The 14454-nt window shown below is 62.5% G+C and carries 14 protein-coding genes; 3 read left to right on the top strand and 11 right to left on the bottom strand.

Annotated elements, in window-relative coordinates; all coding sequences use genetic code 11:
• Window positions 1-6 precede the first annotated feature (6 nt).
• From P9250_RS25260 to P9250_RS25280, 5 genes are all read right to left on the bottom strand, one after another.
• The gene (locus P9250_RS25260) at window positions 7-1026 is read right to left on the bottom strand and encodes a LacI family DNA-binding transcriptional regulator (protein WP_244827883.1); all 1020 of its coding nucleotides are present in this window, start codon (window positions 1024-1026) and stop codon (window positions 7-9) included.
• 235 nt (window positions 1027-1261) lie between these two features.
• Window positions 1262-2260: an ABC transporter permease gene (locus P9250_RS25265; protein WP_244827884.1), complete on the bottom strand. Its 999-nt coding sequence runs from the start codon at window positions 2258-2260 to the stop codon at window positions 1262-1264.
• On the bottom strand, window positions 2261-3850 hold the full coding sequence (locus P9250_RS25270) for a sugar ABC transporter ATP-binding protein (RefSeq protein WP_310395805.1): 1590 nt from the start codon (window positions 3848-3850) through the stop codon (window positions 2261-2263). It abuts the gene before it with no gap.
• 289 nt (window positions 3851-4139) lie between these two features.
• On the bottom strand, window positions 4140-5102 hold the full coding sequence (locus P9250_RS25275; RefSeq protein ID WP_244827886.1) for a sugar ABC transporter substrate-binding protein: 963 nt from the start codon (window positions 5100-5102) through the stop codon (window positions 4140-4142).
• Window positions 5103-5387: 285 nt separating this feature from the next.
• Entirely contained in the window at window positions 5388-5669 is a 282-nt protein-coding gene (locus P9250_RS25280; RefSeq protein WP_244827887.1) for a hypothetical protein, read from the bottom strand.
• A 307-nt stretch (window positions 5670-5976) separates the two neighbouring features.
• Here P9250_RS25280 and P9250_RS25285 point away from each other — a divergent pair, with 307 nt between their 5' ends.
• From P9250_RS25285 to P9250_RS25295, 3 genes are all read left to right on the top strand, one after another.
• Window positions 5977-6279, top strand: coding sequence for a PsiF family protein (locus P9250_RS25285; protein WP_244827888.1), 303 nt, complete (start codon window positions 5977-5979; stop codon window positions 6277-6279).
• A gap of 236 nt (window positions 6280-6515) precedes the next feature.
• Entirely contained in the window at window positions 6516-6998 is a 483-nt protein-coding gene (locus tag P9250_RS25290) for a hypothetical protein (protein WP_250464863.1), read from the top strand.
• Window positions 6999-7399: 401 nt separating this feature from the next.
• Window positions 7400-7990, top strand: a complete 591-nt coding sequence (locus P9250_RS25295) for a YSC84-related protein (protein WP_244827890.1) — start codon at window positions 7400-7402, stop codon at window positions 7988-7990.
• Window positions 7991-8115: 125 nt separating this feature from the next.
• On the opposite strand, the gene P9250_RS25300 is transcribed toward P9250_RS25295, so the two are convergent.
• From P9250_RS25300 to P9250_RS25325, 6 genes are all read right to left on the bottom strand, one after another.
• Complete coding sequence (locus P9250_RS25300; protein ID WP_244827891.1) at window positions 8116-9183, bottom strand: glycosyltransferase family 4 protein; 1068 nt, start codon at window positions 9181-9183, stop codon at window positions 8116-8118.
• Window positions 9184-9492: 309 nt separating this feature from the next.
• Window positions 9493-10908, bottom strand: coding sequence for an alpha,alpha-trehalose-phosphate synthase (UDP-forming) (gene otsA / locus P9250_RS25305; protein WP_250525857.1), 1416 nt, complete (start codon window positions 10906-10908; stop codon window positions 9493-9495).
• A 70-nt stretch (window positions 10909-10978) separates the two neighbouring features.
• Entirely contained in the window at window positions 10979-12211 is a 1233-nt protein-coding gene (locus tag P9250_RS25310; RefSeq protein WP_310395808.1) for a mechanosensitive ion channel domain-containing protein, read from the bottom strand.
• A 211-nt stretch (window positions 12212-12422) separates the two neighbouring features.
• Window positions 12423-12779 (bottom strand): Rap1a/Tai family immunity protein, encoded by a 357-nt coding sequence (locus P9250_RS25315; protein WP_244827894.1) that lies wholly within the window; start codon window positions 12777-12779, stop codon window positions 12423-12425.
• Window positions 12780-12855: 76 nt separating this feature from the next.
• A complete protein-coding gene (locus P9250_RS25320; protein ID WP_309964294.1) occupies window positions 12856-13530 on the bottom strand; it encodes an ankyrin repeat domain-containing protein in 675 nt (224 codons plus the stop codon).
• Window positions 13531-13659: 129 nt separating this feature from the next.
• Window positions 13660-14454 (bottom strand): TatD family hydrolase, encoded by a 795-nt coding sequence (locus P9250_RS25325; protein WP_250464860.1) that lies wholly within the window; start codon window positions 14452-14454, stop codon window positions 13660-13662.

Here is a 14454-nt window from a genome sequence, read left to right on the forward strand (position 1 = left end):
CAACGTCTATCCGGCGCGTCGCGCCTCGTGCACGACCGCCGTCGATTCGCGCCGCACGAGACGCGGCGCCACGACGCGCCGCCGCGTATTGCCCGCGAGCTTGCCGGTGATCCGCTCGATCAGCGTTTGCGCGGCCATTTCGCCGAGCGCGCGCACCGACTGTCCGACGGTAGAGAGCGCGGGATACGTGTACCGCGAGAGTTCGACATCGTCGAAACCGATGATCGAGCAATCCGTCGGCACGTTGATATGGCGTTCCGCGGCCGCCCGCAATGCACCGATGCCCATCATGTCGTTGCACGCGAAAATGGCCGTCGGCTTCATCGAGTCGAACAGTTGCGATGCTGCCGCGTAACCGCCTGTCGCCGAGAAATCGCTCTGCACGATCGCGTTCGGCTCGATCTCGATACCGCGTTCGGCCATCGCGCGAATGAAGCCATGCAGACGCATAGCGCTCACCGCCGTCGCGACCGGCCCGGTAATGCAGCCGATCTCCGAATGCCCGAGTTGCAGCAGATGCCGCGTGGCGAGATACGCGCCCTTCTCGTGGTCGATCTGCACGAGATCGGCCGTGACGCCTTCGATATTCCGGTCAACGATCACGAGCGGTTCGCGCGATCCGGAAAGGCTGTGCGCGAGCACCGAATCCTCACCCGCCGATGCAATGACCAGCCCGTCGATGCGCTTTTCCTGCAGCACGCGCAGGTAGTGGCGCTGCTTCGCGGGATCGTCGTCCGAATTGCAGAAGAATACGCAATAGCCGTTCTTCGCGCAGCCGTCCTCGACGCCGCGCGCGAGTTCCGCGAAATAAGGGTTCGTCGCGTTCGGCACCAGGAGGCCGATGGTCGCGGTGGACTTCGCCTTCAGCGAACGCGCGACGGCCGAGGGCACGTAATCGAGTTCACGAATTGCCCGTTCTACTTTCGCCCTGACATCGGCCGATACCGGCCTCGAATTGTTGACCACATGGGACACCGTCGTAAACGACACCCCGGCAATGGCTGCCACGTCTTTTATCGTCGCCATACATCGTCCTTCGCTATCTTTGTGCTGCTGCTCTCTTATTTGAAATAGGCGTTCGGTGCGCACTGGCCTCGCGTGCGCTTTTTGGTTTCGCTGTTCCCGTCAGCTACGGCGTAATGCTGCCGCTTCCCCGATCGCCCTGGTCTTTGCTGCATGCTGCCTGTCATCCCGGCGCGCCCCGTGCGCGCCGTACTGCCTTACCCTTTGCTCCTTGGTCGAATTCGCCTGGCGCTCCCCGTCAAGCCCGCTTACGCCGGCTGCGATACGTGTCGAGCACGACCGCCACCACGATCACCGCCCCGGTGATGATGCGCTTGGTCGGTTCGTTCGCGCCGATCTGCGCGAGCCCCGCCGCCAGCACGGAAATGATCAAGACCCCGAAGAACGTGCTGATGACCGAGCCGCGCCCGCCCATCAGACTCGTTCCGCCGATCACCACCGCCGCGATCACCTGCAACTCCAGCCCCGCGCCGCCGTTAGGGTCGGCGGCTTCGAGGCGCGAAATCTGGAATAGCGCGGCGAGCCCGGAGAGCGCGCCCATCAACGCGAAAACGATTACCTTGTAAGGACGCGGATTTACGCCCGCAAGCCGCACGGCTTCCTCGTTCGTGCCTATTCCTACGAGATATCGGCCAAAAACCGTCCGAGTCAAGACCAGGTGCGCAATTATCATCACGGCAACCGCGATCACGAACGACGGCGAGATGCCGAAAGCGATCGGATTCGACAGAAAATCGAAGGCGTCGCCGATATACGCGGTCCGCGAATTGGTCATCTGGTAGGCGACGCCGCGTGCCGCTTCCAGCACGCCGAGCGACACGATGAATGACGGAATGCGCCACGCCACCGTGACGAGCCCGGTCAGCGTGCCCGTCAGCGCGGCGGCGGCCATGCCCATCAGCGCGGACGGCAACGCGGGCCAATGCCACTTCAACGCGGCGACGCTCACGACCGATGCGCCGAGCGCCAGGACCGACCCCACCGACAAGTCGATTCCCGCGATGATCAACACGAAGGTCATGCCCACCGACATCACGACCAAATCCGGAATCTGGTTGGCGATGGTGCTGAACGTCTCGTAGGTGAGGAAGTGCGAACTCAGCACCGAAAACAGCGCGATCATCGCGGCGAGCGCGCCGACGAGACCGAGGTAATTCGAAAAGCCGAGCCGCGTGCCGATGCCCTTCGGACTCTTCGGCGCATCGGCTGGCAGATTGGCTTGAGTCTGACCGGTCATTCAGTGCTCCACTTTTTGGTCTTGTTCGGGCGGCTTCGCGTCCGGCGCGAGCGGCTCGTGCAGCATGGCTTCGCGTTTCGCATAGCCCGCGAAGGCTGCGGCAAGCAGCGCATCCTGCGTCCAGTTGGCGCGCTCGAACACGCCCGTCATCCGTCCCGCCGACATCACGCCGATACGGTCGCAAATCAGCATGAGTTCGCGCAGATCGCTCGACACGACCACGAGCGCGCGTCTTTCGCGCGCCAGTGCGCCCATGAGCCCGTAGATATCGAACTTCGCGCCCACGTCGATGCCGCGCGTCGGTTCGTCGAACAGGAGCACGGTGCAGTCGCGGGCGAGCCAGCGGCCGATCACCACTTTCTGCTGATTGCCGCCCGACAGTTCCGAGACGGCCTGCGCCGGCCCGGATGTGCGGATACGCATGGCGTCGATCTGCGTCTGCGCGAGCGCGGCTTCGCGCTTCGTGTCGATCACGCCGTGACGCGACACCGCGTCGAGATTACCCAGTGAAACGTTCGCGGCGATAGGCAAGCCAAGCAGCAGGCCCTCGCCCTTGCGGTCCTCCGTGATGAGCGCGATGCCGTGCTTCACCGCATCCGATGGCGAATTCACGGCAACGGGCCGCAACGCCTGCCCGCCGTGCGCAATCGAGACCGTGCCGGAATCCGCGCGATCCGCGCCGTAAATCAGGCGCATGAGCTCGGTGCGGCCCGCGCCGATCAGCCCGCTCACCCCAAAAATCTCGCCCGCCTTCACTTCGAAGGAGACGTCGCGCACCACGCTGCCGCGCGTCATGCCGGCGACCTTCAGCGCCACGCCGCCGATTCTTCTTTCGCCCAGGTCGATACGCTCGCCGAGTTCGCGTCCGACCATCAGCGTCACGAGCCGATCGCTCGACAGTTCGGCCATTGGTCCGAGATGCACGAGACGCCCGTCGCGCAGCACGGCCGCGCGCTCGGCAACGCGGCGCAATTCCTCGAGCCGGTGCGAGATGTACACGAGCGCGACGCCGCGCGCTTTCAGGCGGTCGATCTGCTCGAACAGCAAATCGACTTCGCGCGCGGTGAGCATGGCGGTCGGTTCATCGAGGATCAGCACGCGGCAATCGCCGATCAGGTTGCGCGCGATCTCCACCATTTGCTGATGCCCGATGCCGAGCGCACCCACGAGCGTGTCCGGGTCGATGGCGTCGAGCCCGACTTGCGCCATTGCGTGGCGCGCATCTTCCGCGAGCTTCTTGCGGTCGATCCAGCCAAAGCCGCCTTTTTTCGGCAGGCGGTTGAGGAACAGGTTTTCCGCAATCGACAAAGTCGAAAGCAGATTCAGCTCCTGCATGACCATGCGCACGCCGAGCGCTTCGGCCTCGGTGCGGCTTTGCGGCGTGTACGGCTTGCCGGCGAGCGTCATCGTGCCGGCCGTGGGGTTCACCAGCCCGCCGATGATCTTCGACAAGGTGCTCTTGCCCGCGCCGTTCTCGCCCGTCAGCGCGAGCGCTTCGCCCGGCACGAGGTCGAGCGTGACGTCCGCGAGCACCGGCTCGACATAGGTCTTGCCGACGCCGCTGACTGTCAGCACGCTGGCATCGTTCACGTCGTTCGCTCCTCGAAAGGGGCGCCATGGAATTGGCTACGCATCCTCGCTATGTGTTCCGCTTGGGGCCCGACGGCTTGGCGCAAAGCGTCGCGCAGGCAAGAGCCTACGTCGACGTTCAAACGCGCTCGTTCGTGCTTTATCGGCATGAAAGCCGCGAAACTTGAATGGACCGAAGCTCGCGCATTCATGCCGTAGTGAAGGTTTGCGCCCGCTCCGTGTTCCGGCGGGCGGAGCTGACTGCTGCATCGCCGCGTGCGACGACAGGCAGCAGCTCGTCATGTCATGCCTACTTCGTGATCAGTTCGACCGGCGTTTCCACGACCGTCGACAGCTCCGACTGCTTTTTCTTGCCGGAAATCGCCTTCAGCGCCACGTCGATCCCGAACACCGCCTGTTTTGCGGCGTATTGATCGGCGGTGGCGAGCACGCGGCCGTCCTTCAACATCGGCTTGATGGCCGTGATGTTGTCGAAGCCGACCACCTGCACCTTGCCCGCCTTGCCCGCTGCGCGCACCGCCGACACCGCGCCGATCGCCATGTTGTCGTTATCGCACAGGAGCGCCTTCACGTTCGGGTTCGCGTTCAGGATCTGCGAGGCGACCGCGTTGCCCTTGTCGATTTCCCAGTCGCCCGACTGCAGCGCGACGACCTTCATGCCGCCACCTTCCATCGCGTCCTTGAAGCCGGCGCTGCGCGCCTGCGAGTTGGTCGTCGTGGTCACGCCTTCGACGATCGCCACTTCATCGCCCTTCTTCAGATGCTTGGCCAGATAGTCGCCGACCTTCTTCGCGCCCTTGCGGTTGTCCGGGCCGACGAACGGCACGTTCAGATTCTTCGACTTCAACACGTCCGGGTCCAGCCGGTTGTCGATATTGACGACGATGATGCCCGCATCCGCCGCCTTCTTGATCACCGGCACGAGCGCCTTCGAATCCGCCGGCGCGATGATGAGCGCGTCGACCTTGGAGACGATCATCTGCTCGACGATGCGAATCTGCGCGGCGGTATCGGTTTCGTCCTTGATGCCGTTGGTGATGAGATCGAACTGGCCGGAGTTGTGTTGCTGATAATCCTTCGCGCCGTTTTCCATGGTCAGGAAGAACTCGTTGGCGAGCGACTTCATGACGAGCGCGACCTTCGGCTTGGCCGGCGTCTGCGCAAAGACGGACGACGATGCGAACGGCAGCGCGGAGCACGCGATCAGCGCGACGGCGGCCGACAGCACGCGGCGGCGGATGTTTCGATTCATGGATCTCCTCCAGTACTTTCGTTTTGAGTTGTCTGGGCGAAACTGATTCTGGTCAATCTCATAGCCTGACGAGCGTTGGCAAACGCGCATGTCCAGTCGCTGCTTTGAACGCTGTTCAACGTTTGCCCGCCGTCGATTCTCGTTGCGAAGCGGCGTCGGGTCAATCGGGCTAACGTGTAGTGGGCGCTTTGAACATGCGCCGAAATGATGGCTCGACCGCATTCGCAAGAAGAAAGCCGCCAGCCGCGGCCGTTGGCGGATGCAATGTGCTTGCGGTCAAGGGTTTCAAAGGTCTTCCACCGACTCGCCTTCGATCTCGTTGTCGATGATCTTGCGCGCGTAGTCGATGCCCGCGCGCACCGCGTCGATCGGGCTTTCGAAAGGTTCCTGATCGGGCACGCCGAACATCGCGGTGCGGCCGCTGTCGCCGTGCGCGCTGCGGGATATCGTCGTGACGATATCGAAATGGCGCGGACCGTCGTCGGGTTCGTCACGCTCCTTCGCGCGCCGCAGAGCCTGCACCTTGATTTCGAAACCCTTGTAGTGGTCGGATAGCGGAGTGGACATGCGCGTGCTCCTTGTCGTTGGTGGCGGCCGTGGGTAGGACAGCCGCCTTTTCTGAATGCTGCACTAAAAACTCTCGAGGCGTCCATGAACATGCCGGTCTTACGGCGAGCTGCATACGCGAGCTCTTTTGCCTTGTAGCGAAAGCCGTTTGCAAGGCGTACTCCCTCTCGTCTCCCGATTTCACCCGATGCCACACATCAGTGATATTCGGTTTGCCATAATGCACGGGCGGATGGCGCATGCTTGTCAGGCGCATCCGGCATTCGTCGTCCAAAGAACAAACTTCATTCAAATCAGGGAGCGTCACATGATCATTCGAGCCACCGCCCTTGCAGCAGTCATCGCTGTTTCCAGCCTCACGATCAGCGCGAGCCCGGCGTTCGCCGCCAACAGCCAGCAATCGAAGATGACCGACTGCAACAAGCAGGCAGCCGACAAGAAAGGCGATGAGCGCAAGGCGTTCATGAAGAGTTGTCTGTCGTCGTCGGCGCCCGCCGCCGCGCCCATGACCCAGCAAGAGAAGATGACCGCGTGCAATGGTCAGGCATCCGGCAAGAAGGGCGACGACCGCAAGGCGTTCATGAAGAGCTGCCTCAGCAACAAAGGCTGATTGCCGGCATTGCGTAATGCGCCGCGCGGCATCGCGCGGCGCCCATCCTTCGCCACTTGCTGCTTGGGGATATTGCACTTGCCGCTTGGGGATATTGCACTGCACCCAAGCAAATGATTCGCACCGTCGTCTTTTTCTCCTAAGATGGCGCGAAGGCGGCCCCCCAATATTCGAAGAAACACGCCATCGGCCGCCGCTCGTCTAGCGGGGCGTCATGCCTCGCACGGAGGCAATGGATGGCATGGAGACACAAGAACCGCTGGTTCAGGCGGTGGCTCGTCACGATCACCTTCTGGCTCGTGCCGGTGATGATCGTCGCGGTCAACGAAGTACGCGACGAAATGGCCTACAACACGGTCGATCTGCAAAAGTCGCTATCCACGTGGGAACTGACCGATGCCCAACGCGCATCGGGCGCCGCGGCCCGCTGTCATGGCGCGCCCGACGAAGCGCGGGCCGCCGGCTGTCCCGCCGACATCCTCAGCGCCAATGCGGGCAAGCATCAGGAAGCGCTCGACGAATACGATCATCGCAAATCCACGCTCGCGGGTTATCTCTGGCACGCGTTCGTCGGCTACTGGGTCGTTCCTGCTGCATTTTTGTTCGTGCTCGGCATGGTAATCGGCATCATTCGACGACTGCTACGGCGCACGCCAGGCGAGCAAAACGCTTCGGCAGCCGCGCCCGCGTCCAAAGTAAAAACGACGAGTCACCCTTGAAGCCGGGTCGGGAACGGTCGTTGCTACTGGTGACAGCGGCCGCGGCGTAACATCGACGGCCGTGCGGTGAAATAAATGCAAGCCATACGGAAACGGTTCGGGCGAAAACGCGCTGTCAGGTCTTTCCAATCGAGCGGTTTCCGGGTGAGCGTTGCGCTGTATCGCATGACGAAGGTTTTAGTCGTGTAGCTACGCAACAACGATATCAGTGACAGATTGGGAGTAAGCTTGCCAAGTCAAAGTTACCGAAGGGAGCGGCGGCACTGCGCGCGGGTTGGTTCGAAGCAATTTTTCGGGTCATCCGGCGGGGTCTGGTGGTTGCACGGTGCTGTGCTATAACTTGGCGAACCTCACCCTCCCGATCTAATGGGGTTTCCCAAATTCCACGATGGAGAACAACGATGCAAAGACGAAACTTCATGCTCAAGTCGACGGCTGTGCTGGCACTTGGCGGCCTCACGCTGGCGGGATGTACGACCAATTCGAACACGGGTCAGGAAAAGGCCGCAGGCACCGCTGACGACCGCCGCTCCATCGACGCGGACGTCGACAGCGCAATCCAGCGCCTCTATTCGACCGTCGCCGGTTCACGCGAACTGGTCGCCAAGTCGCGTGGCATTCTGGTGTTCCCGTCAGTCATTCAGGCTGGCTTCATCGTCGGCGCGCAATACGGCAAGGGTTCACTGCGCGTGGGCGGCGGCACGGTCGGCTACTACAGCACGACCTCCGGCTCGTTCGGCCTGCAGGCAGGCGCGCAGTCGAAGTCGCTGATCTTCCTGTTCATGACGCAAGACGCGCTCGACAAATTCCGCAATTCGGACGGCTGGTCTGCCGGTGCGGATGCATCCGTGGCACTCGTGAAGATGGGCGCAAACGGCGCGGTGGATACGAACACGGCCACCAGCCCGGTCGAGGCGTTCGTGCTGACCAACGCCGGCTTGATGGCCGACGTATCGCTGGCAGGCACGAAGGTGACGCGCCTGAAGATGTAAAAGCCGGCTCGCGCGGCCTGGCCGCGCGTTTTGCTGCTTTTGGCGTCGACAAAGCATGACCGCCGTGTGTCGCGACCTGATGGTCGCGGCACACGGCGGTTTTTTTGTGCTTTCGAGTTGCGGACTTAAGTCGTCGCGCGATCGATAAGCTTGAAGCGCGAGCGCTTCTGCGCGCGCACGACGGACTGATACGCGTCGATATACTGCCGCGCCATCCGGTGCGCGGTGAAGCGCTCCTCGAAACGCTTGCGCACGCCTTCGCGCGACAGGGTATGCAGCCGATTCACGGCGGCTACCGCGCCGATCTCGTCTTCGACGATGAACCCCGAGACGCCCTCGTCCACCACTTCCGGCACGGCGCCGCGATTGAACGCGATGACAGGCGTGCCGCACGCCATCGACTCGATCATCGCCAGACCGAATGGCTCCGGCCAGTCGATCGGAAAAAGCAAGGCATGCGCGCCCGATAAGAACTCGGCCTTCTGACTGTCGTTGATCTCGCCGATATATTCCACGTACGGCAACTTGAAAAGCGGCGCGATCTCACGTTCGAAGTATTCGTGGTCCGCCGCGTCCACCTTGGCGGCGATCTTGATCTTCAAGCCACAACGCCCGGCAATGCGAATGGCCGTATCCACGCGTTTTTCCGGCGAAATGCGCCCGAGAAATGCGAGATATTCCTGCTTGACCGGTTGCGGTTCGTAGAGCTTTTCCGGCAGCGCGTGATAAACCGTCGTCACCCACTTCGCCTGCGGCAGCGGATGACGCTGCGCATCGGAGATGGACACCACCGGCGCGGTGTTGAAAGTATCGAAAACCGGCTGCTGCTCAGGCAGATCGAGCCGGCCATGCATGGTCGTGAGAAACGGCGTGTCCTGGCGCTTGAACAGCGAGAACGAGTAGTAGTCCATGTGGAAATGCAGGACATCGAAATCTTCCGCGCGGCGGCGCACCATTTCCAGCAGCAGCATGTGCGGCGCGATGCGGTCGCGAATGGCCGGGTCCAGACGCAACGCGCGCGGCCAGACGGCTTCGAGATTCGCCTTGGTTTGCGAGTCGCCGGTGGCGAAAAGCGTGACTTCGTGACCGAGCTCGACGAGCGCCTCGGTCAGATACGAGACGACGCGCTCCGTTCCGCCGTACAACTTGGGCGGCACCGATTCCGTCAACGGGGCAATCTGGGCAATTCTCATCGTTCTCGTCTCCCTGTCGGCCGTGAACTTCGTGCCGGCCGGCGTCAGCGCTGCAATGCTCGTTCTCGCGTCATGCGAAAAGGTCGCGCCAAGTTCCCTAAACGTTCGGGCAAGTCGCCTGAACGTGTGTCGAGTATGACAGTAGGCCGTAAGGTTTGGATAACGAGGTTTGCCCTAGGCGACGGCGCGCTCGTTTTGCGCGCTGGTTTAGCACGTGACGTCATTATCGACGGCTCATGCGTCAACACCGCCGCCTATTTCACTTTCATCGCTCTGTTACAGGTCCGAAACAATCGTTTCCGATGGCGGTTACGGGTTCTTTTTCACGGCCGGTGCGGGCTTCTTGCGCGGTTTGCCACGAAGATCGGCAAGGAAATTGTCCCGCCACACGCCCAGATCGTATTTGCGCAGCGAAGTCATGTTGGTTTCGTAGCGCTGGCGGCGTTCCGCGAGCGGCATGGCGAGTGCGCGCGAGATGGCGTCGCTGGTGCCGACGATGTCATGCGGATTCACCATCACCGCGCCCGTCATTTCCGCGGCCGCGCCGGCGAATTGCGACAGCACGAGCACGCCCGGATCGTCGGGATTCTGCGCGGCGATATATTCCTTGGCGACGAGATTCATGCCGTCGCGCAAGGGCGTGACGAGCCCGACTTGCGATTCGCGGAACAGCGACATCAGCTTCCACCGGTCGTAACGCTGATTCAGATACCGGATAGGCGTGTAATCGAGACCGGAATAGCGCCCGTTGATGCGCCCTGCTTCGTATTCCAGGTTCTGGCGGATCTGTTGATACGTCTCCACGTCCGAACGCGTAGGCGGCGCAATCTGCACGAGCGTGACATTGCCGCGCCATTCCGGCGACTTCTCCAGAAAATGCTCAAACGCGCGAAAGCGCTCGACGAGCCCTTTCGAATAATCGAGCCGATCGACGCTCATGATGAGCTTGCGCCCTTCCAGACTCTGCTTGAGGTCCATGACATCCTGACGCGCTTCGCCGCGCTCGGCCTGTTCGGCGATCTCGTCCGGAAACACGCCGATGCGGTAGACGCCCGTCGTGAGCTTGCGACCGAACGCTTCGACATGTCCGTCGGGCGTCGCCGTGCCGTGCGCGTGCCGCACGATGTAATCGTGGAACGCGGTCTGATCGCCCTCGGTCTGAAAGCCCACGACGTCATAGCAGCACAGCGACTTGACGAGCTCCTCGTGAGGCGGAATGTTCAAGAGAATTTGCGGCGACGGAAACGGGATATGCAAAAAGAAGCCGATGCGATTCGTCACACCCGCGCTGCGCAACGCCTCGGCGAACGGAATCAGGTGATAGTCGTGCACCCAGATCACGTCTTCCGGTTCGAGCAGCTTGATGAGTTTGTGCGCGAGCCACGAATTCACGCGCCGATACCCCGCGTATTCGTCACGATCGTAGACGGCGAGATCGTTGCGATAGTGGAAAACCGGCCACAGCATGGCGTTGGAAAAGCCGCGGTAGTACTGGTCGTAGTCCTTCTTCGGCAGGCCGACGGTGGCGAACGTCACCGCGCCGTCCTGCTGTAGCGTCGGCCCCTGGTTCGCGACGGTCTCGCTCACCACGTCCCCGCTCCAGCCGAACCACACGCCGCCGCTGTCTTTCAGCGCGCCGAACACGCCGACGGCGAGGCCGCCCGCAGAGCCCTTGGTTTCGGTCGGGGTAGCGACCCGGTTGGATACGACGACGAGACGGCTCATGAGTATTCCTTTTTCGTTTGCTGACTACGATGATTCGGTTGCGGTGCTTCGCTTGAGATTTCTATCGCTTCTATCGCTTCAGCGCATCCACCGGCGCGGTCGATGCCGCCGAGTTCGCGCGCGGATCGGGACCCGTGCGCTCGCCCCGGCTCGCGACCGGGTCCGCCGCGGTATTCGCGGTGGTGGGCGATGCCGTGTTGGCGCGTTCCAGCGGCGGCGCGAAGTCTACGTGCTTGCTGTCGGTGGAGAGATCGGCCCGTGCGCGTGGCAGATACTGCGGATACGCCGCCTGCACGAAATTCAGCAAGCCTTCGCGCACCCGGCAGCGCAAATCCCAATTGAGCGCGGAGTCGAAGGAACTGACGAGCGCGCGCAATTGCATGGCGTGCTCGGTGGCATCGGTGACTTGCAGCACTTGCACGCGGCCGTCCCACTCCGGCGCGCTCGCCAGAATGCGTTCGAGTTCCGCGCGCAGCGGCGCGATCGGCATGCGGTAATCGACGAAAAGAAACACCGTGCCGATGATCTGCGAGCTATTGCGCGTCCAGTTGGTGAACGGATTCTCGATGAACCATTGCAACGGCACGATCAGCCGCCGCTGGTCCCAGATGCGGATCGACACATAGGTACCCGTGATCTCTTCGACGCGGCCCCACTCGCCCTGAATCACGACGACGTCATCGAGACGAATGGGTTGGGACAGCGCGATCTGCAAGCCGGCGATCAGATTGCCGAGCACGGGCCGTGCGGCGATACCCGCGACCAAACCCGCCACGCCGGCGGAAGCCAGCAAGCTCGCGCCGATCTGCCGCACGCTCGGAAACGCCATGAGCGCCCCGCCAAAACCGATGATCACGATCACCACCATGACCGAGCGCGCCAGCACGCGCGCCTGCGTGTGGATGCGGCGCGCGTTGAGATTGTCGTCGGTATCGAGCGGATGCGCCTGCACGACCGCCTCGCCCACCGCGCTCGCCGAACGCGCGGCGAGAAACGTGAGCGCACCGATCAACGCGACGGTTTCGATATCGCGCAATACGCCGATGAGCGGCAGCGTGTCCGGCGCCTCGAAAATCACGAAGCCGAACGCGAGCATGATGACGAGGACGAGCGCGGGCGCGTCGATGTAGCGCAACACCGTGCTCATCAGCGGATACGGCCGCGCGACGCGCGTCAAGACGCGCGCACCGATCCGATGCACCCCGATGGCGACGATCAGTGCGATGGCGGCGGCGCACAGCGCGCCGGGCCAGGTGCCGAGCGGGCGCTCGGCTAGATCGAGAAAGCGGTCGAAAGAAAGCATGAGCGTCGCGGGATCAGCCTCGCAGGAAGGTGGATACGGCGGCCGCGTGCACGAGCCTCGCCACTATGCGCCATGTCGGACGCATCGTGCGCGGTTCGTGCTGCCGGGGTGCGTCTTTAGTCGGCGTCCAGGTCGGCTTCTACGTCTTCAAGTGCAGCGGCGGGCGGCGTCGAGCATCAAGCAAATTCGCTGCCCGCCTCGAAGCCTTGCATCAACGTTCCGCCTTGCAGGGAAACGCCTTGCCAAGTCCGAGCGACACCATGGTCGTCGCATTGAAGCCGGACTTGTCGGGATTGTCCGCGATGTACTTGCGCACTGCATCGGTCAGTTGTTGCGGCTTGACTTCGGCGGGCAGGCAAAAGTATTGGCCGACTTGCGGGCCGGAGGTTCCGCCAATTGCCTCGATGGTGTTATACACGCCGTCCGCGGCGCCTTCGATATAGGCCGCGCAGGCAGTACGGGAGTTCGGGTCGGTCTTGGTGCAAAGTTGATTCAAATCGCTGCCAGTGAATGCGAACGCGCTGACGGGCGTGGCGAGAACACAGGCGAAGACGAATTTCCGCAGCATGGTCTTCCTTTTATGTGGAGCGGCGGCTCGAAGGGGCGCGGCGGCCGCGCCTGGCCGCCCGCTCCCCGTGGTTACGTTATTTTGCACTGTTTGTGCTGCTTGCGGCGCCCGTCGAGGCCGCCGGCATGGCGTCGAGGCGAGCCTGCAGGCCTTCCGCGACGTCCTTCTCGTTGTACTTCTTCGCGAAGTCCACAGCCGTCATGCCAAGCTGGTTCTTCACGCGCAAGTCCGCGCCTTCGTCGAGCAAAAGCTTGCAGGTGGACAGATGCCCGCCGCGCGCGGCCATCATGAGCGGCGTCGTGCCGTTCGGCGCGCCGGCATCGATATAGGCCGAATGGTCGAGCAGAATCTTCACGATATCGTCATGACCGTTGGTTGCCGCGTAGTGCAGCGGCGACCAGCCCTTCTTGTTCACTTCGGCATCCTTGGCGATCAGGAGATTCACGAAAGTCGCGTCGCCGTTGAGCGCGGCGAGCATCATCGCGTTTTCACCGGCCGGGTCCTGCTTCTCCAAATCGGTCTTGGGATTGTCGGCAAGCGCCTGGCCTACCTTGTCCGACTTCTCGCGCGCGGCGATCACGATGAGCGGTGCGCCCGTGTTGTCGACGGTATTCGGGTCCGCGCCCTGCGAAAGCGCCTTCTTGACCGAGGAGATGTCGTCGAACTTGACGTCCTTGATGAGCGCGTCCACGGACTCGGCCAACGCGGGTTGCGCGAACGCGCACGCGGCGAGCAGCACGCCGATCAACATTTGCCGCGTGCTCGAACGTGTGCTCGTGCGCTTGCTTTGTCCCGCTTCACGCGAGGAAAACATCGGGGATTTATTCATAGTGAACCTTTGGATTGCCTTTGAAACAGTGGTTCTCGCCGAGCGTGCCGGTCAGACGGCCTGCGCGCGCGGCGGGATCTTGAACAGCCGGAAGAAGTTGTCGGTGGTGGCTTTCGCGACTGCTTCGTCCGTCTCTTCGCGCAACTGCGCGATGTGACGTCCGACATAGCTCACGTAAGCTGGTTCATTCGGCTTGCCGCGATACGGCACCGGCGCGAGATATGGCGAGTCGGTCTCGATCAACAGACGTTCGAGCGGCACACGCCGCGCCACGTCGTGCACGTCCTCGGCCTTCTTGAACGTGACGATGCCCGAAAGCGAAATATGAAAGTTCTGCGCGAGCGCGGCTTGCGCCACTTCCCACGTCTCGGTGAAGCAATGCATCACGCCGCCCGGCACGCTCGCGCGTTCTTCTTCCATGATACGCAGCGTGTCTTCCGCCGACGAACGCGTATGGATGATGAGCGGCTTGCCGGTCTCGTGCGCCGCGCGAATGTGGTTGCGAAAGCGCTCGCGCTGCCATTCCATGTCGGCGATGCTGCGGCCTTCCAGCCGGTAATAGTCGAGCCCGGTCTCGCCGATTGCGCAGACTTTGGGATGCCGCGCCAGTTCCACTAGTTGCGCGACGCTCGGTTCCGTTGCGTCTTCGTGGTCCGGATGCACGCCAACCGATGCGAAGATGTGCTCGTGCCGCTCGGCGATATCGAGCACCGATGGCAGCGTCTCCAGATCCACCGACACGCAAAGCGCGTGCGTGACCTTCTGCTCGCGCATCTTGTCGAGCACTTCGGGCAGCCGGTCGGCGAGGCCTTCGAAATTGATGTGACAGTGGGAATCCACGAACAT

This window comes from Caballeronia sp. LP006, assembly GCF_031450995.1.
Taxonomy (GTDB): Bacteria; Pseudomonadota; Gammaproteobacteria; order Burkholderiales; family Burkholderiaceae; genus Caballeronia.